Here is a 19,352-nt window from a genome sequence, read left to right as displayed (position 1 = left end):
GGCCAGGCCGGCGGCGTCGAGGTGCCCGAACTCCTCGACCCCCGAGTCGAGCAGGAAGCACTTGAAGCCGTAGACGCCCTCGGCGTACAGGGGAGCCAGGTCCCCGACGTTGCCGGGCACGGCCCCGCCCCAGAACCCGACGTCGACGAAGACCTGGCCCCGGGCCGCCTCCCTCTTCGCGGCCAGCGCCGCGACCGTCGTGGTGGGCGGGATGCTGTTGAGGGGCATGTCCACGATCGTGGTGACGCCGCCGGCGGCCGCGGCCCGGGTGGCGCTGGCGAAGCCTTCCCACTCGGTGCGGCCCGGCTCGTTGACGTGCACGTGGGTGTCGACCAGGCCCGGCAGCAGCACCTCGTCGTCGGCGAGCACGACGACCTCCGCGCCGCCGGCGTCCACGTCGTACGCCGACACGTCGGTGATCACCCCGTCGCAGATCCGCACCGCCACGGCCGACTCGCGGTCGCCGACGACCGCGCGGCGGGCGCGGACCAGGGTCTCAGCTGCCACGGTAGGTCGAGTAGCCGAAGGGGCTCAGCAGGAGCGGCACGTGGAAGTGCTCGTCGCCGGAGAGGCGGAAGGCGACGACGACCTCGGGGTAGAAGCCGGTGATGCCCTGCCCCGCGAACCACGAGCCGGAGTCGAAGCGCAGCCGGTAGGTGCCCGCGGCCAGCTCCTCGGGCGCGAGGTCCGGGGCCCGGCCGTCGTCGTCGGTGCGCACCTCGGCCAGCACGTCTCCGGCCTCGGACTCCAGGACGATCCGCAGGCCCGGGGCGGGTCTTCCCCGGCCGGTGTCGAGGACGTGGGTGCTCAGGGTCGCCATCAGCCCAGCACCTCCCGGACCCGGAGCAGCGCGATCTGGGTCAGCTGGTCGATGGTCTCGGCCCGCTCCGCCCGGTCGCTGTTGTCCATCCGACGTCGGAGCGCCTCGAGGATCTCGGTGGCGTCGCGGCCCGCGGCGCGGATGATGAAGACCCGGTCGAACCGCTCCTCGTAGGCCAGGTTGCCCTCCGCCAGCCGACGCGCGACGTCCGCGTCGTCCCGGTCCACCCCGGCCTGCTCCCGGGTCGAGTGGCCGGCGTCGTGCGTCGCGGCGTCGGGACGCTCCCCGATCCGGGGATGGCGGGCCAGGGCGCGCTCGAGCTCGTCGTCGGTGATGGTCGAGGCGGTCTCGACCATCCGCGCCTCGAGGTCGTCGAGGGTCTCGAACGGGCGGGCCGCGAGCACCTCGTCGGCCCAGCGCGGCACGTCGAGGCAGGTCAGCAGCCGACTCCTGGCCGTGTCGTGCTCCATCTCGTTGAAGGCCGGGAGCCCCGGTCGCCGTCCACTCATCCGCCGTCGGCCTCTCGCGTCACGGTGGCCTCGATCAGCCCGAACGGCCGGTCGGCGGCGATGAAGACCTCACCAGGGTTCTCCAGCCCGAACGGCTCGAGGTCGACGAGGAAGTGGTGCTTGTTGGGGGCGGCGAAGGAGACCTCCTCGATCCCCGCGTGCGCCTCGAGCACGGCGCGACCCATGGCGTAGAGGGTCTCCTGCAGCGCCCGGCTGTACGTCGTGGCGAAGGTCGCGAGCAGCAGCGCCCGGACCTCGGCGTACGTGCGGTTCCAGTCGACGGCGCCGCCGTCGACGTCGTGCCCGGCGTAGCGCCACGTCGCGGTCAGCGAGGTGGCCAGGATGCGGTCGTCGGCCTCGGGCAGGGTCGTGTACTCGTCGACGAGGAACCCCTTGAACTCCGAGCCGGTGGACTTCAGCACGACCAGGTCGGTGAGCCCGGTGAGGACGCGGGCGCCGTCCGCCGAGAGGTCGACCTCGGTGGTGCGCACCTCCCCGCCGCGGCGCACGAACGCGTGGTCGTGGCCGGTGCCGTCGACGGGGATCCGGTCCCAGGTGTGCTCCTCGACCCGGACCTGCGCGCCGGTCGCGGCCGGCGTCGCCGTCAGCAGTCGCCGGGCCAGCGCGAGCGCGTAGTCCTCGGGAGAGCTGACGCCGTGCCGCTTGGCGTAGGCGAAGGCGGTGTTCTTCTGGGTGTCGGTCGGCAGCACCCGCGACTGGTCGCCGTCGGTGTGGGCGGCCGCGAAGTCACCGCGCAGCGACGTGGAGACGGTGAGGTCGCGGATCTCGTGGCGCGGGGTGTCACGCACGATGCGCACGACGCGGCACTCCGCCTTGCCGTACCGGTTGGGTCCCAGGACGATGCCCATCTGCTCAGCCCTCGCTCTCGGTGGTGCGGTGTGCCGGTCCGGTGCGGTGTGCCAGTCCGGCCAGCACGTGGATGTCCAGCAGCCCGGCGTCGCCGACCTCGTCCGACGACACGGCCCCGCAGTCGAGGCCGCGCAGCACGAAGTCGGCCAGCGCCCGGGCGGTCGCCGGCTCGTCGAGGATCGCGGAGTCCCGCTGCCCGACGTAGTCGCGCAGCCTCGCCGCCGCGGCCGGGAGGCCGTCGCGGTAGAACGCGAACGTGGCGGCGTACCGCGTCGGCAGCTGCGCGGGGTGCAGGTCCCAGCCCTGGTAGTAGCCGCGCTCCAACGACCTCCGCACGAGCCGCAGGTGGTTGCTCCACGCGGCTCCCACCTGGTCGGGAGTGCCCACCGGCAGCACGTTGGTGGAGCCGTCGGAGAGGCGTACGCCGGTGCCGGCGGCGGCCGCCTGCATGACGGCCTTGGCGTGGTCGGCCGCCGGGTGCTCGAGRCTCTGCTGGGCCGCCGCGATGCCGCAGGAGGCCGAGTAGTCGTACGTGCCGTAGTGCAGGCCGGTGACCCGTCCGTCGGACGCGTGGATCATCCGGGCGACCAGCGCGGTGCCGTCGGGGCCGAGGATCGACTGCGGTGTCTCGATCTGGAGCTCGAAGCGCAACGACGCGGGCACCAGGCCCAGCTCCGCCTCGAGCCGACCGGCGACGTGCACCAGTGCCTGCACCTGGTCGACCGACGTGACCTTGGGCAGGGTGACGACGAAGCCGTCGGGGACCGGACCGCCGTCGGTCAGCGTCGCCACGAAGAGGGAGAGCGTGCGCAGCCCGCGGCGTCGCGTGGGGCGCTCGAAGCTCTTGAACCGGATGCCGGTGCCGGGTGGGGCCGTGCCGGCCGCGAGCTCGGCGCGCAGGTCCCGCGCCGCGGCCTCGACCGCGCCGTCCTCCTCGTCGTCGGGGCGCTGCCCGTAGCCGTCCTCGAAGTCGATCCGCAGGTCCTCGACCGGCTCACGCCCGAGCTTGTCGCGCACCCGGCGCAGCAGGTCCTCGTCACGATCGATGATCTCGAGCAGCATCGCCTCGTGCTCGTGGGTGGCTCGGAGCGCCTCGCGGCCGTAGCCGGCGACCAGTCCTGCACGGAACCGGTCGGCGGGGACGTACAGGGTGTGCACCGGCTGGCGCCCGGGCCGCTCGCCGGGGTAGGCGAGGGCGAGCGCGGCGTCGGCGGCCTCGAGGCGCTCGTCGATCTCCTCGGTGAGCCGGTCGAGGTCGAGTCCGGTGTCCGGCTGGCCGCCCTTCATCCCCGCACCCTAGTGCGGTGGACGGTCGGTCGTGGCGACTTCAGTCGCCCACCACGAGCTCGACCTCGAACCCCTCGGAGCTCTCGAGGTAGAGCGCCACGTGGTCGTCGCCCCCGGCATGGGGGTAGCGGTCGGCGAACAGCTCGTGCCAGCCGTGGGCGCTCGACTCGGCCCGGATCCGGTCGAGGAGCTGCCGGTCCTCGACCACCAGGGCGAGGTGGTTGACGCCCGGCCGCATCCGGTCGTGGGGCTCGTCGACCTGGTCGTCGGAGCGCTCGAGGAAGACGTAGGTCCCGTCGTCGGCCCGCCACGACGAGCCGTCGACCTCCCAGCCCAGCTCCCCCAGCAGCCAGCCCCACTCGTCGGTGGCGACCGCCGGGTCGCTGACCCACAGGTCCCAGTGGTGGATCGCGCGTGCCATCAGGTGACCGGGGGGCGAGTGCGCCGAGGTGCCGGGCGGACCGGGTCGTCGTCGGGCGGGTCGACGTCCGCGGGCACCTCGAGCGGTCGCAGCCGGGCCCAGAGCAGGAACGCCCCGGCCACGACCAGGAGCCCGATCCCGGTCCRGAGGTTGGCGTTGACCCCGCCGGTCCTCTCCGGCTCGTGCTCGCCGAACAGGCCCGCGAGGGTGAGGATCACGCCGTACACGCCGAGCAGGGCCGCGATGATGTTGCGGATGTCGAAGACGCCGGCCTGGTGGGATCCGGTGCCGGTGCTGGATGTGCCGTCGGACATGGTGGCCCCTCTCAGAAGGCGGCGTTGAGGATGATGACCATCGCCAGCGAGACGGCGGCGAGCGGGATCGTGCGCTGGTACCAGGGCTGTGCGGCCTCGTCGGGATCGACGAGGTCCTCGCGCGGGGTCTCGGAGTAGACGAGGCCCTTGAGCTCGGAGGCCGGCTTCGGCTCGGTCACCAACGACACGATGACGCTCAGCACGATGTCGACGACGAACGCGGTGGACGCGGCCACGAACGCGGCGCCCTGACCGGGGAGGTCGAGCACCCCGGCCGCGGCCATCCGGTCGACGGCCACCGCGGACAGCGTGCCGAAGACGAGTCCCACCCAGCCGGCGGTCGGCGTCATCCGCTTCCAGAACATCCCGAGGATGAAGGTGGCGAAGAGCGGCGCGTTGAAGAAGCCGAACAGGGTCTGCAGGTAGTCCATGATGTTGTCGTAGCCCAGCGCGATCTGGGCGGTGAAGATCGCGATGAAGGTGGCGCCGACCGTGGCGAGACGACCGATGCGCAGGTAGTAGTCGTCGGCGTGGTCCTTGCGGATGTAGCGCTGCCACAGGTCGTAGGAGAAGACGGTGTTGAACGCCGAGATGTTGGCCGCCATGCCGGCCATGAAGGCCGCCAGGAGTCCGGCGATCGCCAGGCCGAGAAGCCCGTTGGGCAGCACGTCGCGCATCAGCAGGAGCAGCGCGTCGTTGTAGGACACCCCCTCACCGGAGGCTCCGCCGCCGGGGCTGCCACCGTTCTTGAGGTCGATCATCTCCTGCACCAGCACCGCGGAGACCATGCCCGGCACGATGACGAGGAACGGGATGAACATCTTCGGGAAGGACCCGATGATCGGCGTCCTGCGGGCCGCGGACATCGACTTGGAGGCCATGGCGCGCTGCACCTCGACGAAGTTCGTCGTCCAGTAGCCGAAGGACAGCACGAACCCGAGTCCGAACACGATCCCGATCACCGACAGGAGCGGCGAGCCGAACCCCGAGAGCGCCTCGCCCGGCCACGACTCGAGCTGCTGCGCGGCGGGGGCGACCCCGGCCGCGGCGGGGGCGCCCTCGGAGGCGGCGGTGATCTTGTCGGTCAGCCCGTCCCATCCGCCGACGCGGTGCAGGCCGATCAGGGTCAGCGGCAGGAGCGAGGCGATGATGACGAAGAACTGGAGCACCTCGTTGTAGATCGCGGCGCTCAACCCGCCCAGGGTGATGTAGGACAGCACGATGGCGCCGGCGACGACCAGGGCGATCCAGATCGGCCAGCCCAGCAGCGCGTGCACGATGCCGGCCAGGAGCGCGAGGTTGACCCCGGCGATGAGCAGCTGGGCGACGGCGAAGCTGATCGCGTTGACGAGGTGGGCACCGGTGCCGAACCGGCGGAACATGAACTCCGGCACCGAGCGGACCTTGGAGCCGTAGTAGAACGGCATCATCACGACGCCGAGGAAGAGCATCGCCGRGACCGCGCCCACCCAGAAGTAGTGCACGGTCGGGAGGCCGATCTCCGCCCCGTTGGCCGACATGCCCATGATCTCGACCGCGCCCAGGTTGGCCGAGATGAAGGCCAGGCCCGTCACCCAGGCCGGCAGCGAGCGACCGGACAGGAAGAAGTCGATGGAGTCCGAGACCGAGCGGCGTGCCATGACACCGATGCCGAGCACGAAGGCGAAGTAGATCGCCACCAGCAGGTAGTCGAGCCACGAGGCGTCGATGAGGGTGGCCATGGGGGTCACCGGGGCGAGCAGCACTGACACACGTTCCTCCCGAGCTGGGCGGCCGGCCCGAGGTGGGGAGGCCCGCGGGTCAACCTAGTCGTACCCGGCCCGGGGCCGCACCACCCCTCACTCCCACTCGATCGTCCCCGGTGGCTTGGAGGTGATGTCGATGGTCACCCGGTTGATCTCAGCGACCTCGTTGGTGATCCGGGTCGAGATCCGCTCCATCACGTCGTACGGCAGGCGGGCCCAGTCGGCGGTCATCGCGTCCTCGGAGGTCACCGGGCGCAGCACCACCGGGTGACCGTAGGTGCGGCCGTCACCCTGCACGCCGACCGAGCGGACCTCGGCGAGCAGCACGACCGGCATCTGCCAGATCTCCCGGTCGAGGCCGGCGCGGGTGAGCTCCTCGCGGGCGATCGCGTCGGCCTCGCGCAGCAGGTCGAGCCGCGCCCGGGTCACCTCGCCGATGATCCGGATGCCGAGGCCGGGGCCGGGGAACGGCTGGCGCCACACCATGGTCGAGGGGAGGCCGAGCTGTTCCCCGACGGCGCGGACCTCGTCCTTGAACAGCGTGCGCAGCGGCTCGATCAGGTCGAACGCCAGGTCGTCGGGCAGGCCGCCGACGTTGTGGTGCGACTTGATGGTCGACGTGCCGGCGCCGCCGCCGGACTCCACGACGTCCGGGTAGAGCGTGCCCTGCACCAGGTACGCCGTGTCGCCGCGCTCCTCCTCCGTCAGCGATCCGAAGACCCGCACCTCGGCGGCCTCGAACGTCCGGATGAACTCGCGCCCGATGATCTTGCGCTTCTCCTCGGGGTCGTGGACCCCGGCCAGCGCGCCCAGGAACTGGTCGGCGGCGTCGACGACGTCGAGCGCGTCGAAGACCTCCTCGAAGTCGCGGCGCACCTGCTCGGTCTCGCCCTTGCGCATCATCCCGTGGTCGACGTACACGCAGGTGAGCCGGTCGCCGATGGCGCGCTGCACGATGGCCGCGGCCACCGCGGAGTCGACGCCGCCGGACAGGGCACAGATCGCCCGGCCCCGCTCGCCGACCTGCTCGCGGATGCGCTCGACCTGCTCCTCGACGATGTTGACCATCGTCCAGGTCTGGCGGCAGCCGGCGATCTCGTGGAGGAAGTGCTCGAGGACCTGCTGGCCGTGCTCGGAGTGCAGCACCTCGGGGTGCCACTGGACGCCGGCGAGTCCGCGACCGGTGTCCTCGAAGGCGGCGACCGGGGTGTCGGCGGTGGAGGCGAGGACGGTGAAGCCCGCCGGGGCAGCGGCGACCGAGTCGCCGTGCGACATCCACACGTTGTGGGTGACGGGCAGGTCGGCGAGCAGGGTGCCGCCCTCGGTGACGGTGACCGGCGTCCGGCCGTACTCCCGCGCGCCGGTGTGGGCCACCTCGCCGCCGAGGCCCCTGGCCATCAGCTGGAAGCCGTAGCACATGCCGAAGACCGGCACCCCGGCCGTGAAGACCGCGTCGTCGATGCCGGGGGCGTCCTCGGCGTACACCGAGGACGGACCGCCGCTGAGGATGATCGCCTTCGGACGCCGCGCGAGCATCTCGGCCACCGGCATCGAGTGGGGCACGATCTCGGAGTAGACCCGCGCCTCGCGCACGCGACGGGCGATCAGCTGGGCGTACTGGGCGCCGAAGTCGACGACGAGGACCAGGTCGTGGTCAGGGGTGTCGGTCACCCCCGAAGGGTACCGAGCGCGCCCGGCCGCGCCAGACATGACTCAGGGCCCCGACCGGGGAGGGAGGGATGGTCGGGGCCCTGAAGGTCCACGGCCTGCAGAACAGCACCTGGACTGACGGGCCCGGCCAACTGGGAGGGAGCGTGACTGCCGGGCCTGTCACCGGTGCCAACGACCCCTCCCGGGGCGGGTTACGCCGATCCCGGAGAAAAGTTCCGTGTCCTCAGCTGACCCCGACGATGGGCAGCCGCAGCGCTCCCGGAGCCGCCTCCGGGACCACCGGGTTCTTGGGGGCCACGGGCTGGATCCGGGTGTACGACGACCCGAGCGCCGGTCGGTCGTCGGCCTCCCCCCTGTTGGGCCAGAAGGCCATCGCCCGCTCCGCCTGGGCGGTGATGGTGAGCGACGGGTTGACGCCCAGGTTGGCCGAGACGGCCGAGCCGTCGACGACGTGCAGCCCCTCGTGGCCGTACATCCGCTGGTAGGCGTCGACGACCCCGGTCTCGGGCGAGTCGCCGATGGTGCAGCCGCCGATGAAGTGGGCGGTGAGCGGGCGGTTGAAGGGCTCGCCCACGTTGCCGCCCGGGGTGCCGCCGATCAGCGTGGCCATCCGTCGTACGACGTCGTAGGCGACCGGGATGTAGGTGGGGTTGGGCTCGCCGTGACCCTGCCTGCTCGACATCCGCCACCCGAAGGGCGTCCTGACCCCGACCGTGGTGATCGAGTTGTCGAGGGTCTGCATGACGAGCGCGATGACGGTGCGCTCCGACCAGTGCTTCATGTCGTAGAGGTCGAGCGCGCTGCGGCGCTGGGTCCACAGCTCCTTCAGCCACGACCTCCACCGCGACTGGCCCTCGATCTCGTCGGCCAGCACGGTCTGGAGCAGAGCCATGAAGTTCGAGCCCTTGCCGTAGCGCACCGGCTCGACGTGCGTGTCCGCGTCCGGGTGGAAGGAGGAGGTGATGGCGACGCCCTGGCTGTAGTCGACGGTGATGTCCGGGGCCAGGGCGCCGAGGATCGCCTCGGAGTTGGTGCGGGTCAGGCTGCCCAGGCGGTCGCTGACGTGGGGCAGGTCGCCCTCGCCCTTGAGCTGGTGCAGCAGCTTCTGGGTGCCGAGCGCGGCCGCCGAGAAGATCACCTGCTCGGCGGTGAACGTCTTCGTCGCCGTCCGCCGCGACAGCTTGGCCTTGGTCCACCGGGTGTCGACCCGGTAGCCGCCGCCGTCGAGGGGACGCACCCGGGTGACCGTGGTGAGGGGGTGCACGACGGCACCGGCCTGCTCGGCGAGGTGGAGGTAGTTCTTGACCAGGGTGTTCTTGGCGTTGTGCCGGCACCCGGTCATGCACTCCCCGCAGGCCGTGCACGGGTTGCGGTCGGGCCCGGCTCCGCCGAAGAACGGGTCGGGGACGCTCTCCCCGCCGATGCCGGGCTGCTGGCCGAAGAAGACGCCCACCGGTGTGGGGTGGAACGTGTCGCCGACACCCATGTCGTTCGCGACCTGCTCCATCACCTCGTCGCTGGGGGTGCGCACCGGGTTCTCGACCACGCCGAGCATCCGCTTGGCCTGGTCGTAGTAGGGGGCCAGCTCGGACTTCCAGTCGGCGATGTGCGCCCACGAGGGGTCGCGGTAGAACGCGTCGAGCGGCTCGTAGAGCGTGTTGGCGTAGACCAGCGAGCCGCCGCCGACCCCGGCGCCCGCCAGGATCATGCAGTCCTTGACCATGTCGATGCGCTGGATGCCGTAGCAGCCCGCCGCCGGTGCGAAGAGGTAGCGCTTCGCGTCGAAGCTCGTGGCGGCGAAGTCGGCGTCGGCGAAGCGGGCCCCGGCCTCGAGGACCGCGACCCGGTAGCCCTTCTCCGTCAGGCGCAACGCGGAGACGGACCCGCCGAAGCCGGACCCGATGACGATGACGTCGTAGTCGAAGTCGCCGTCCTCGGCCATCACGCGCGGCCCAGCTTGTTCATCAGCCGCAGCTGGGCGGTCATGACCTTGGCGTAGCGCTCGTCGGACATCCCGAGCATCGGGGCGAAGCGGATCAGCCGCTGGGTGGCGACCGACTGGGACTCGGTGTAGCGGTGGATGCCCTCGCTGCCCTGGCGACGGCCCATCCCGGACTCGCGCATCCCGCCCATCGGGGAGTCGATGCTGGCGAAGGTGGCCCCGAAGGCCTCGTTGATGTTGACGGTGCCGCACGTCACGTGACGGGCGATCTCCCGCCCCCGGGCGCCGTCCTGGGTGTAGATCGAGGCGTTGAGGCCGTAGTCCCCCGCGTTGGCCCGGGCGACCGCGTCGGCCTCGTCGTGGAAGCGGTAGAGGGAGATCACCGGGCCGAAGGTCTCCTGGCCGAAGCACGTCATGTCGGGGGTGACGCCCTCGAGGATGGTCGGCTCGTAGAAGTAGGGCCCCAGGTCGGGCCTGGCCCGGCCGCCGGCGAGGACCCGGGCGCCCTTGGCGACCGCGTCGTCCACGTGGGCTCGGACGGTGTCGAGCTGTGCCTGGGAGACGAGCGAGCCCATGTCCACGCCCCACTCGAGGCTGGCGCCCAGCGTCATCGCCTGGGTGCGGGCCACGAAGCGCTCGACGAACCGGTCGTAGACCTGGTCGGCCACGAACATCCGCTCCATGGAGACGCAGAGCTGGCCGGCGTTGGAGAACGACGCCCGGACGGCGCCCTCCGCTGCCTTCTCGAGGTCGGCGTCACGCAGCACCAGGATCGGGTTCTTGCCGCCGAGCTCCAGCGAGCAGCCGATGAGCCGCTCCGCGCACCGGCCGGCGATGATCCGCCCGGTCGCCGTGGAGCCGGTGAAGCACACGTAGTCGGCGCCGTCGATGATGGGTGGGCCGAGCTCGGGACCCGGTCCGGCGACGACCTGCCACAGGTCCTGCGGGAAGCCCGCCTCCTCGAGCAGCTGGGCCGCCAGCAGCGCCGAGAGCATGGTCTGCGCGTCCGGCTTGGCGACGACCGCGTTGCCGGCCAGCAGCGCCGGCAGGCCGTCGCACAGCGCCATCGTGAAGGGGTAGTTCCAGGGCGAGATGATCCCGACGACGCCCTTGGGGACCCGGTTGACCTCGACGCGGGTGAGGCCCGGCACCACGCCGAGCTTGCGCTCGGTGTCGAGGTGCTGGTGGGCGGTGCGGGCGTAGTAGCGGGCCGTGAGCGCGATGTGGAGCGGCTCGTCGAAAGCGTGCTTGCGGGCCTTGCCCGACTCCAGCACGATCAGGTCGATGATCTCCTCCTGGCGGTCGAGCACCAGGTCGTGCAGGCGCAGCAGCATCGCGGCCCGCTCGTCGAGGGGGGTGCGCGCCCAGGCGGCCTGCGCCCGACGCGCACGGACGTAGGCCTCGGCGACGTCGTCGGCGCTCGACTGCGGGACGTGGGCCAGCGGCTGACCACCCAGCGGCGAGGCGACGGGCACCGTCCTCCCGGTGGTGGCCGCGATGCGGCCGGTGAGCGCCGCGACGTACTCGGGCTCCAGCGCGTACGCCGCCCTGGGGTCGTGCTCGGGGTCGTGCGGGCCGTCCACGAGGGGGCCGGAGGCAGGGGTGTGCTCGCTCATGGCCCGAGGGTAGGCCGGTCCCCCGGGTGTTGCTACCCGTTGGTCACATCGTCCCGTTATTTGACATCACGCACGATTTTGTCAAGCGGTCAGCCGACGACGACCTCGACCCGCTGGAACTCCTTGAGGTCGGTGTAGCCGGTCGTGGCCATCGAGCGTCGCAGCGCACCGATGAGGTTCATGGTGCCGTCGGCGACCCGGGAGGGGCCGAAGAGGATCTCCTGCATCGAGCCGACCGCGCCGAACTCGACGCGCTGGCCCCGGGGCAGGTCGGGGTGGTGCGCCTCGCCGCCCCAGTGGAAGCCGCGGCCGGGGGCGTCGGTGGCGCGGGCCAGCGGCGAGCCGACCATCACGGCGTCGGCGCCGCAGGCGATCGCCTTGGCCACGTCGCCGGAGCGGCCGATCGACCCGTCCGCGATCACGTGGACGTAGCGACCGCCCGACTCGTCGAGGTAGTCGCGGCGCGCGGCGGCGACGTCGGCGACGGCCGAGGCCATCGGCACGGCGATRCCGAGCACGGTGCGCGTGGTGTGGGCGGCGCCGCCGCCGAAGCCGACGAGGACACCGGCGGCGCCGGTGCGCATGAGGTGCAGGGCGGCCTGGTAGGTCGCGCAGCCACCCACGATGACCGGGACGTCGAGCTCGTAGATGAACTCCTTGAGGTTCAAGGGCTCGCTCTGCGAAGAGACATGCTCGGCGCTGACGGTGGTCCCGCGGATGACGAACATGTCGACGCCGGCGTCCACCACGGCCTTGGCGAACTCCTTGGTCCGCTGCGGGGACAGCGATCCCGCGACGGTCACGCCGGCGTCGCGCACCTCGTTGAGGCGGGCAGTGATGAGCTCGGCGCGGATCGGCTCTGCATAGATCTCCTGCATCCGGCGGGTGGCGTCGCCGCCCTGCAGGCCGGCGACCTCCTCGAGCAGGTCGGACGGGTCGTCGTACCGCGTCCACAGTCCTTCCAGGTTGAGCACGCCGAGGCCGCCGAGGCGGCCGAACGCGATCGCGGTCGCCGGCGACATCACCGAGTCCATGGGGGCGCCCAGCACCGGCAGGTCGAACCGGTAGGCGTCGATCTGCCAGGCGGTGCTGATCTCCTCGGGGTCGCGCGTGCGCCGGGAGGGCACGATCGCGATGTCGTCGAAGGAGTAGGCGCGGCGGGCGCGCTTGGCTCGGCCGATCTCGATCTCAGTCACGGGTGCAGCCTATCGGTCGGCACTCCCGGTCCCCCGGGGTCTCCGATCCCGGATCTGGTGGCACGATCGCCGCCATGCCCCCCGCCACGCCGCCCGCCTTCGCCAGCACCGTCGGCACCGCCGACCCCGACCTCGACACGCGCCTCTCCACGGAGCTGGACGTCGTCAACGCCGCCGCCACCCCGGGCATCGACGCGGCCGCGGAGCTGACCGTGCGGATCACCGACGCGGAGGGTGCGCTGGTCGCCGGGATCAGCGGGTGGACGTGGGGGGTCGCCGCCGGGATCGCCATGACCTGGGTGCGCGCCGACGTCCGGGCCGCGGGCCTCGGGTCCCGCCTCCTGACCGACTTCGAGGCCGAGGCGCTGCGGCGCGGCTGCGCCCACGTGTTCGTCACGTCGTTCACGTTCCAGGCGCCCGCCTTCTACGAGCGGCACGGGTACGCCGAGTTCGCCCGCTGGCAGGACGTGCCGCGCGCCGGGGAGGCCGACGTGCACCTGAGGAAGGTGCTGCCGGGACCCACGAGCTCTGGATAAATCTCTACAGTCATCCACATAGACTTCCACAGACTGTGGAGGTATGGTCGAGCTCCCACCTACGAAAGGTTCCCCTGATGCTCAAGCGCCACCTCGCCGGCCCCGTTGCCGGTGCCCTCGTCGCCGCCGCGCTCGCCACGGCCCCGATCGCTCCCGCCAACGCCCAGCGTGCCGCGGGCACCGACAGCCTGGGGGCCCTGCTCGCCGCCGACGGCCAGAAGCTGGACAAGAACTGGAAGGACTTCGACATCATCGAGGCCGCGGTCCTGGCCGTCGCCGACGCCAAGCCCTCCACCCCGCTGCTCGCCCTGGTCGACGGCAAGAAGCGCCTCACCGCGTTCGCGCCCACCGACGCCGCGTTCCGCGCCCTGGTCACCGACCTGACCGGGACCGCGCCGAAGAACGAGAAGGACACCGTCGCGGCCATCGTCGCGACGTACGACATCGACACGATCGAGTCGGTCCTGCTCTACCACGTGGTCGCCGGTGCCACGCTCACCTCCACCAAGGTCGTGGCCGCGGCGAAGAAGAAGCAGAAGATCACGATGGCCAACGGCGCCACCATCCGGGTCAAGCTCATGAAGGGCAAGGTCGTCCTCGTCGACAAGGACAAGAACGACCGCGACGCCCGGGCGATCCCGATGCTGCTCGACCTCAACAAGGGCAACCGTCAGGTCGCCCACGGCATCGACCGGGTGCTGCGTCCGCTCGACCTCTGACCCACCCAGGCAGCCGCGCCCGGGGTGTCCCCCCGCCCGGGCGCGGCTCGTCACACCGACGGGACCCCATGACGACCTTCCTCTCCATCGGGGACCTCTCCTCCCGTACGGGAGTGACGCCCTCCACGCTCCGGATCTGGGAGGAGCGACACGGCTTCCCGGTCCCCACCCGGCTCGAGTCCGGGCACCGTCGCTACACCGAGGGCGACGTCGCACTGGTGAGCGAGGTGGCTCGGTTGCGTGACACCGGGATGCGCCTCGACGCCGCGATCACCGCGGCCCGCCTCGAGGCGGCCCACCAGGAGCAGGTGGCCCCGGGGCCGCGCCCGCGCTCGGTGCATGCGCACCTGCGGCGCCAGGACCCGTCGCTCCCGGTCCACCGCCTGACCAAGCGCACCCTGATCGGCCTGTCGCACGCCATCGAGGACGAGTTCTGCGTCCGGGCGCACGACGGACACCTCTTCGGGCTCTTCCAGCGTCCCCAGCACTTCACCCCCGCCCGGGCCCGCTGGCGCGAGCTGGCCCTGCTCGCCCGGACCACCCACGTGTACGCCGACTTCCCCGCCGACGACACCGCTGTCGTCCCCGGCGAGGACGACCTGCACCTGGTCGCGCTGCCGGAGCGCTCCCCCCTGCTGCGCGAGTGGGCCGTGGTCTGCGACGCCGTCGAGGCCCCCATCGCGCTCACGGCGTGGGAGGTGCCCGGCCAGGTCGGCGTCCCGGACCTGCACCGGGTCTTCGAGGCGACCTGGACGATGGTGCCCCACCTGGTCCGCGAGGCGGCCCGGGTGTGTGCGGCCGCGGCCGACGACCCGGACGGGCCTGCGCTCGTCGAGGCGCTCACCGCACCGGCGACGACCGCCGCGGCGGACCCCGTCCTCGCGGCCGCGTTCTTCAACCGCGCCGTCGCCTACCTCGACCGCGGCTGAAGACCCCGATCAGGCTCCCGAGTAGTTGGGTGCCTCGACGGTCATCTGGACCCCGTGGGGGTGGCTCTCCTTGAGCGATGCCGAGGTGATCCGCACGAAGCGGCCCTTGTCCTGCAGCTCGGGGACGGTGCGCGCGCCGACGTAGAACATCGACTGGTTGAGGCCGCCGATGAGCTGGTGGGCCACCGCGCCGAGGGGGCCACGGTAGGCGACCTGGCCCTCGATGCCCTCGGGCACGATCTTGTCGTCGCTGGTGACCTCGGCCTGGAAGTAGCGGTCCTTGGAGTAGGACTTCTTGCCGCGGCTCGACATCGCTCCGAGCGAGCCCATCCCCCGGTAGGACTTGAACTGCTTGCCGTTGACGAAGACCAGCTCGCCCGGCGACTCCTCGCAGCCCGCCAGCAGCGAGCCGAGCATGACGGCGTCCGCGCCCGCGACCAGCGCCTTGGCGATCTCGCCCGAGTGCTTCATGCCACCGTCGGCGATGACCGGGACCCCGGCCGGCTTCGCGGCCAGCGAGGCCTCATAGACGGCCGTCACCTGCGGCACGCCCACGCCGGTGACGACGCGGGTGGTGCAGATGGAGCCCGGGCCCACCCCGACCTTGACCGCGTCCGCGCCGGCGTCGACGAACGCCTGGGCGCCCGCGCGGGTGGCGACGTTGCCGCCGATCACCTGGACGTGCCGGGTGGCGGGGTCGCTCTTGAGCCGGCGGACCATGTCGAGGAGCAGGTGCACGTGGCCGTGCGCGGTGTCGGCGACGAGCACGTCGACACCGGCCTCGACCAGCGTGGTGGCCCGCTCCCAGGCGTCACCGAAGTAGCCGATGGCGGCACCGACGAGCAGCCGGCCGTCCGCGTCGTACGACGCGTGCGGGAACTGCTCGCCCTTGACGAAGTCCTTGACGGTGATGAGGCCACCGAGACGGCCCTGCTCGTCGACGAGCGGCAGCCGCTCGCGCTTGTGCCTGCGCAGCAGGGTGGTCGCCTCGTCGCGGGAGATGCCGATCCCGCCGGTGATGAGCCCCTCGGAGGTCATCACCTCGTCGACCTTCGTGGTCGCCCACTCCGCCACCGGGGTGAAGCGCAGGTCGCGGTTGGTGATGATGCCGAGCAGCCGGTTGTCCAGGTCGACGACGGGCAGCCCCGAGACACGGTACTCACCGCAGATGCGGTCGAGCTGCTCGAGGGTGGCGTCCGGGCCGATGGTGACGGGGTTGGAGATGATCCCGGTCTGGGTCCGCTTGACGAGGTCGACCTGGTAGGCCTGGTCGGCGATCGACAGGTTGCGGTGCAGCACCCCGAGGCCGCCCTCGCGGGCCATCGCGATGGCCATCCGCGACTCCGTGACCGTGTCCATGGCCGCGCTCACCAGCGGGACCCGCAACGAGATCTCCCGGGTCAGGCGACTCGTGGTGTCGATCTCGTCGGGCGCGAGGTCCGACTCGCCCGGCAGCAGGAGGACGTCGTCGTAGGTGAGGCCGAGGGCCGCGAACTTCTCCGGGATCTCCACTCCCCCATCCTACGGGCCCTCAGCGTCGCGCCCCCTCCAGGTCTCGCAGCGGGACGCGCACCGTCAGGCCGTCCCCGGACATCCGGATCCGGCCCCGCAGCCCCGACCCGAGGACCATCGGCAGGACGGCCTGGTTGTCGGCGCTGGTGACCAGCACCAGCTCGTCGTCACCGAGCCCCGCCGCGGCGCGTGCGGCCTCCAGGAGCAGCCGCGACCCGATGCCGCGCCGGCGCCAGGCCGGGTCCACCTCGAGATGGAGGTGGCGAGACCCCGGGGCCACCATCTCGGCGAGCACCGCGCGGCCGACCGTGGTCCCGTCCACCATCGCCGAGACCCCATGGCTCGACGCGACGAACTCCGGGGTCGCCCCCGTGCCCAGCCGGCGACCGGGCTCCGGCACGGTCACGGCGTCGCGGCTGCGCGCCAGGACGTCGCTCACCAGCTCGGCGAGCGCGACGCCGCGCGCGTGCTCGGTGGCGGTGAAGGGCGCGCGTCGGTGCACCTGGACCGAGACGTCGCTGACCGTCATCTCCATCGAGTCGTGGTCGGCGCCCGCCCCACCGGGCTCGGCCTCCGCGTCGAAGAGCTGGGCGACCACCTCGGGGAACCGCGCGGGCTGCGCCAGGATCGTCCGGGCGGCCGCGACGTACCGGGCGGGCTGGTCGACCAGTGCCGCCTCCGTGCACGGGTGCGACACCACCGCGCGGGCGCCCGCGCGGTGGACGAGGGACGCGATGTCGTCGACGTCCCAGCCCTCCGGCACCTCGAGCACCAGCTCGTCGGTCACCGAGTCGATCCCCGGGAACACCTGCAGCCCCAGGATGTTGACGCCCGCGGACCCGCACTCGCTCGCCAACGTCGCCAGCGCACCCGGTCGGTCCGGCAGCGTCAACCGCACTCTCCACAACATGGGCTCCCCCTCGTCTCGTCCTCCGGCACCAGCGTGCGAGTGCCGTGTTGCCGGTCGGATGCCTGCGTGTTTCGACGAGGAAAACCCTTTCGCGGGCGGTCCATCCCCCGCGCGGATGAGGTGCCGGCGCGGAGCGGTGGAGAACAATGGGCGCACTGTGACCGATGGATGCCGCTCGTGCCCCTCGCCCGCCTGACCGTCTGGGTCGCGGCGGTGGCGGCCGTGCTGGCGCGGTTCCCCTCCGCGATGTGGCCGCTGCGTCCCGACGAGGCCGGCTTCCTGCTCGTCGCCCGCAGCTGGGCCCCGACGCCGACCAGCGTCTACGGCCCCTACTTCGTCGACCGGCCCCCGGAGATCATCGCCCTGATCCGGTTGACCGACTGGCTGGGCGGTCCCTACGCCCTGCGCGTGCTCGCCGCGGTCGGCATCCTCGCCTTCGTCCTGCTGACGGCGGCGACGGCCCGACGGATCGCGTCGTACGCCGCGGGGCTGGGCGCCGCCCGTGCCGACCGGGTCGCGGCCTGGACCGCCGTCGCGGCCGCAGGACTGGTGTCCGACGCGGGCATCGACGTGGTCTCCGCCAAGGGCGAGCACCTGGGGATGCCGCTGATCATGGCCGCCTGCTGGCTGGCGCTCGCCGCCCTGGAGCGTCGCTCGGCACGGCTCGCGCTCGCCTCCGGCCTGGTCGCGATGCTCGCCGTCGGCCTCAAGCAGAGCCTGGTGGGCGGGCTGGTCTTCGGCGCCGTCCTGCTCCTGGGCAGTGCCCTGGCCGACCGTCGGTCGTGGCGGACGTACCTGCGACTGGGCCTGGCCGCCGGTCTCGGTGCCGCGGTCCCAGTGGCGGCGACGGTCGTGTGGGCGCTCGTCGCGGGCGTCGACCTCGACACGCTCTGGTACGCCGTGGTCGGCTTCCGGCCCGACGCCGACGCGGTGCTGGCCTCGCAGCCGAGCGACACCATCGACCAGCGGGCCGTGCAGATGCGCGAGCTGGTCGTGGAGACCGGGATGGCCTTCCTCGTGGCCTGGTTCGTCCTGCACCTGCCCCTCCTGGCCCGCCGGCTCCCGGTGCCGACCGCCGCCGTCACCGCCATGCTGGTCGTCGACGTGGTCGCCGTCGTGGAGAGCGGCAGCTTCTGGACGACCTACCTCGTGGTCCTGGTGGCTCCGGTGGCCCTGGCCACCGCGCTGGTGCTCAGGGTCGAGCGCGAGCCGCTGCGGACCCCGACGTGGCAGCGGGTCACCCGGGGCGTCACCCAGGCGCTCGTCGTCCTCGTGGTGCTGAGCAGCCTCGACTCCCTGTGGCGCTGGTGGGACAGCACCGACCAGCGCTACCGGCCGGTCGAGTACTACGCCGGCGAGGCCATCGGACGGGCGGCGCGTCCCGGAGACACGCTCGTCGTCTACGGCGGTCGCGCCGACATCCAGTGGGCCAGCGGGCTGCGCTCGCCGTACCGGCACCTGTGGTCGCTGCCGATGCGCACCCTCGACCCCGGGCTCACCGAGCTCCGCGACCTGCTCACCGGCCCCGCGGCACCGACGTGGTTCGTCGAGTTCACCGCCCTCGACGCCTGGTCGGAGAGCGGGACCGAGCGGATCGGGGAGGAGCTGATCGAGCGCTACCAGTACGTCGCCACCGTGTGCGACGAGTACCGCGTCTACCACCTCAAGAGCCTCGAGCGGCCCGTGCTGGACAGCCGGTGCACCGAGCCGTGGCGCGAGGGCCTGGCCTCGCTGCGCGGCTGAGGCGGGCCGGTGCGCGGACCGATGCAACCTCCCGGGCGGCCCACTGCGTTGTACCGGGCATGGAGCGAGTGACCGATGCGTGACGAGGCGGATTTCGTCGAGTTCGCCCAGAGCGCCCGGGGGCGGTTGCGTCGGACGGCGTACCTGATGTGCGGCGACTGGGACGAGGCCTCCGACCACGTCCAGGAGGGTCTGATCCGCGTGTACGTCGCGTGGCCGCGGCTGCACCGCGCGGGACGTGAGTACGCCTACGCCCGCAAGGCGGTCGTCAGCGCCTTCCTCGACCACCGGCGCCGCAGGTCCAGCACCGAGGTGCCGACCGAGCCCGACACGGGCCTGCCGGCCGGGTACGACGTCGCCGAGTCGGTCGTCGCCCGGGAGGCCCTGATGCGGGCCCTGGCCGACCTGGCGCCCCGGCAGCGGGCGTGCGTGGTGCTGCGCTACTTCGAGGACCTGAGCGTCGCGGAGACCGCGGCCGCCCTCGGGTGCTCCCAGGGCACGGTCAAGAGCCAGACGTCGAGAGCGCTGGACTCGTTGCGCTCCATGTTCGAGGACTCGCCGCTCGGCGAGCTGACCGCCGGAGGAGCCACCCCATGGTGAACGAGCTGCGAG

General features: G+C 72.1%; 19 protein-coding genes. 5 read left to right on the top strand and 14 right to left on the bottom strand.

The genetic code is table 11. From position 1 onward, the window contains the following. From ACXJKL_RS01665 to ACXJKL_RS01610, 12 genes are all read right to left on the bottom strand, one after another. A partial coding sequence (locus ACXJKL_RS01665) for an amidohydrolase family protein (RefSeq protein ID WP_457205309.1) occupies positions 1 to 507 on the bottom strand: 507 nt, incomplete at its 3' end. Beyond that, positions 497 to 820 carry a hydroxyisourate hydrolase gene (gene uraH, locus ACXJKL_RS01660; protein ID WP_457205308.1) on the bottom strand — a complete coding sequence of 108 codons (324 nt, stop codon included), beginning with the start codon at positions 818 to 820 and terminating at the stop codon, positions 497 to 499. The genes uraH and ACXJKL_RS01665, both read right to left, overlap by 11 nt. Then, the gene (uraD, locus tag ACXJKL_RS01655; RefSeq protein WP_457205307.1) at positions 820 to 1,329 is read right to left on the bottom strand and encodes a 2-oxo-4-hydroxy-4-carboxy-5-ureidoimidazoline decarboxylase; all 510 of its coding nucleotides are present in this window, start codon (positions 1,327 to 1,329) and stop codon (positions 820 to 822) included. The genes uraH and uraD overlap by 1 nt, the downstream gene beginning before the upstream one ends. Next, a complete protein-coding gene (gene pucL / locus ACXJKL_RS01650; protein ID WP_457205306.1) occupies positions 1,326 to 2,198 on the bottom strand; it encodes a factor-independent urate hydroxylase in 873 nt (290 codons plus the stop codon). Before pucL ends, uraD begins: the two co-directional genes overlap by 4 nt. Before the next feature lie 4 nt (positions 2,199 to 2,202). Next, the gene (locus tag ACXJKL_RS01645; RefSeq protein ID WP_457205305.1) at positions 2,203 to 3,486 is read right to left on the bottom strand and encodes a DUF6986 family protein; all 1,284 of its coding nucleotides are present in this window, start codon (positions 3,484 to 3,486) and stop codon (positions 2,203 to 2,205) included. A gap of 40 nt (positions 3,487 to 3,526) precedes the next feature. Then, positions 3,527 to 3,907, bottom strand: a complete 381-nt coding sequence (locus ACXJKL_RS01640; RefSeq protein ID WP_457205304.1) for a VOC family protein — start codon at positions 3,905 to 3,907, stop codon at positions 3,527 to 3,529. Continuing rightward, complete coding sequence (locus ACXJKL_RS01635) at positions 3,907 to 4,221, bottom strand: hypothetical protein (RefSeq protein ID WP_457205303.1); 315 nt, start codon at positions 4,219 to 4,221, stop codon at positions 3,907 to 3,909. The genes ACXJKL_RS01640 and ACXJKL_RS01635 overlap by 1 nt, the downstream gene beginning before the upstream one ends. A gap of 11 nt (positions 4,222 to 4,232) precedes the next feature. Continuing rightward, positions 4,233 to 5,942: a sodium:solute symporter family protein gene (locus tag ACXJKL_RS01630; RefSeq protein WP_457205302.1), complete on the bottom strand. Its 1,710-nt coding sequence runs from the start codon at positions 5,940 to 5,942 to the stop codon at positions 4,233 to 4,235. 117 nt (positions 5,943 to 6,059) lie between these two features. After that, positions 6,060 to 7,676 (bottom strand): glutamine-hydrolyzing GMP synthase, encoded by a 1,617-nt coding sequence (guaA, locus tag ACXJKL_RS01625; protein WP_457205301.1) that lies wholly within the window; start codon positions 7,674 to 7,676, stop codon positions 6,060 to 6,062. A gap of 184 nt (positions 7,677 to 7,860) precedes the next feature. Next, entirely contained in the window at positions 7,861 to 9,579 is a 1,719-nt protein-coding gene (locus tag ACXJKL_RS01620) for a GMC oxidoreductase (protein ID WP_457205310.1), read from the bottom strand. Beyond that, positions 9,579 to 11,195 carry a succinic semialdehyde dehydrogenase gene (locus ACXJKL_RS01615; protein ID WP_457205300.1) on the bottom strand — a complete coding sequence of 539 codons (1,617 nt, stop codon included), beginning with the start codon at positions 11,193 to 11,195 and terminating at the stop codon, positions 9,579 to 9,581. Before ACXJKL_RS01615 ends, ACXJKL_RS01620 begins: the two co-directional genes overlap by 1 nt. An 89-nt stretch (positions 11,196 to 11,284) precedes the next feature. Next, a complete protein-coding gene (locus ACXJKL_RS01610; RefSeq protein WP_457205299.1) occupies positions 11,285 to 12,391 on the bottom strand; it encodes a GuaB3 family IMP dehydrogenase-related protein in 1,107 nt (368 codons plus the stop codon). Between the two features lie 74 nt (positions 12,392 to 12,465). On the opposite strand from ACXJKL_RS01610, the gene ACXJKL_RS01605 reads away from it, so the two are divergent. From ACXJKL_RS01605 to ACXJKL_RS01595, 3 genes are all read left to right on the top strand, one after another. After that, positions 12,466 to 12,927, top strand: coding sequence for a GNAT family N-acetyltransferase (locus ACXJKL_RS01605; RefSeq protein WP_457205298.1), 462 nt, complete (start codon positions 12,466 to 12,468; stop codon positions 12,925 to 12,927). Positions 12,928 to 13,004: 77 nt separating this feature from the next. After that, positions 13,005 to 13,646 (top strand): fasciclin domain-containing protein, encoded by a 642-nt coding sequence (locus ACXJKL_RS01600; protein ID WP_457205297.1) that lies wholly within the window; start codon positions 13,005 to 13,007, stop codon positions 13,644 to 13,646. A gap of 68 nt (positions 13,647 to 13,714) precedes the next feature. Then, entirely contained in the window at positions 13,715 to 14,575 is an 861-nt protein-coding gene (locus ACXJKL_RS01595; protein WP_457205296.1) for a MerR family transcriptional regulator, read from the top strand. Positions 14,576 to 14,584: 9 nt separating this feature from the next. Here ACXJKL_RS01595 and guaB read toward each other — a convergent pair whose 3' ends face one another. Beyond that, positions 14,585 to 16,087 carry an IMP dehydrogenase gene (guaB, locus tag ACXJKL_RS01590; protein WP_457205295.1) on the bottom strand — a complete coding sequence of 501 codons (1,503 nt, stop codon included), beginning with the start codon at positions 16,085 to 16,087 and terminating at the stop codon, positions 14,585 to 14,587. Between the two features lie 19 nt (positions 16,088 to 16,106). Then, positions 16,107 to 16,997: a GNAT family N-acetyltransferase gene (locus ACXJKL_RS01585; protein ID WP_457205294.1), complete on the bottom strand. Its 891-nt coding sequence runs from the start codon at positions 16,995 to 16,997 to the stop codon at positions 16,107 to 16,109. Between the two features lie 177 nt (positions 16,998 to 17,174). Here ACXJKL_RS01585 and ACXJKL_RS01580 point away from each other — a divergent pair, with 177 nt between their 5' ends. Then, on the top strand, positions 17,175 to 18,740 hold the full coding sequence (locus tag ACXJKL_RS01580; RefSeq protein ID WP_457205293.1) for a hypothetical protein: 1,566 nt from the start codon (positions 17,175 to 17,177) through the stop codon (positions 18,738 to 18,740). A gap of 75 nt (positions 18,741 to 18,815) precedes the next feature. Further along, on the top strand, positions 18,816 to 19,340 hold the full coding sequence (locus tag ACXJKL_RS01575) for a SigE family RNA polymerase sigma factor (protein WP_457205292.1): 525 nt from the start codon (positions 18,816 to 18,818) through the stop codon (positions 19,338 to 19,340). Positions 19,341 to 19,352 lie beyond the last annotated feature (12 nt).

It is taken from the genome of Nocardioides sp. P5_C9_2, from assembly GCF_054049555.1.
The sequence above is the reverse complement of the archived record's forward strand: the minus strand, read 5'-3'. Positions and strand labels throughout refer to the sequence as shown.

Bases quoted from the DNA above. Each gene is read 5' to 3' on its own strand.
- ACXJKL_RS01595 (WP_457205296.1), top strand. From the start codon at position 13,715: ATGACGACCTTCCTCTCCATCGGGGACCTCTCCTCCCGTACGGGAGTG.
- ACXJKL_RS01585 (WP_457205294.1), bottom strand. From the start codon at position 16,997: ATGTTGTGGAGAGTGCGGTTGACGCTGCCGGACCGACCGGGTGCGCTG.
- ACXJKL_RS01600 (WP_457205297.1), top strand. From the start codon at position 13,005: ATGCTCAAGCGCCACCTCGCCGGCCCCGTTGCCGGTGCCCTCGTCGCC.
- guaA (WP_457205301.1), bottom strand. From the start codon at position 7,676: ATGTCTGGCGCGGCCGGGCGCGCTCGGTACCCTTCGGGGGTGACCGAC.
- ACXJKL_RS01615 (WP_457205300.1), bottom strand. From the start codon at position 11,195: ATGAGCGAGCACACCCCTGCCTCCGGCCCCCTCGTGGACGGCCCGCAC.
- ACXJKL_RS01605 (WP_457205298.1), top strand. From the start codon at position 12,466: ATGCCCCCCGCCACGCCGCCCGCCTTCGCCAGCACCGTCGGCACCGCC.
- uraD (WP_457205307.1), bottom strand. From the start codon at position 1,329: ATGAGTGGACGGCGACCGGGGCTCCCGGCCTTCAACGAGATGGAGCAC.
- ACXJKL_RS01620 (WP_457205310.1), bottom strand. From the start codon at position 9,579: ATGGCCGAGGACGGCGACTTCGACTACGACGTCATCGTCATCGGGTCC.
- pucL (WP_457205306.1), bottom strand. From the start codon at position 2,198: ATGGGCATCGTCCTGGGACCCAACCGGTACGGCAAGGCGGAGTGCCGC.
- uraH (WP_457205308.1), bottom strand. From the start codon at position 820: ATGGCGACCCTGAGCACCCACGTCCTCGACACCGGCCGGGGAAGACCC.
- ACXJKL_RS01575 (WP_457205292.1), top strand. From the start codon at position 18,816: ATGCGTGACGAGGCGGATTTCGTCGAGTTCGCCCAGAGCGCCCGGGGG.
- ACXJKL_RS01640 (WP_457205304.1), bottom strand. From the start codon at position 3,907: ATGGCACGCGCGATCCACCACTGGGACCTGTGGGTCAGCGACCCGGCG.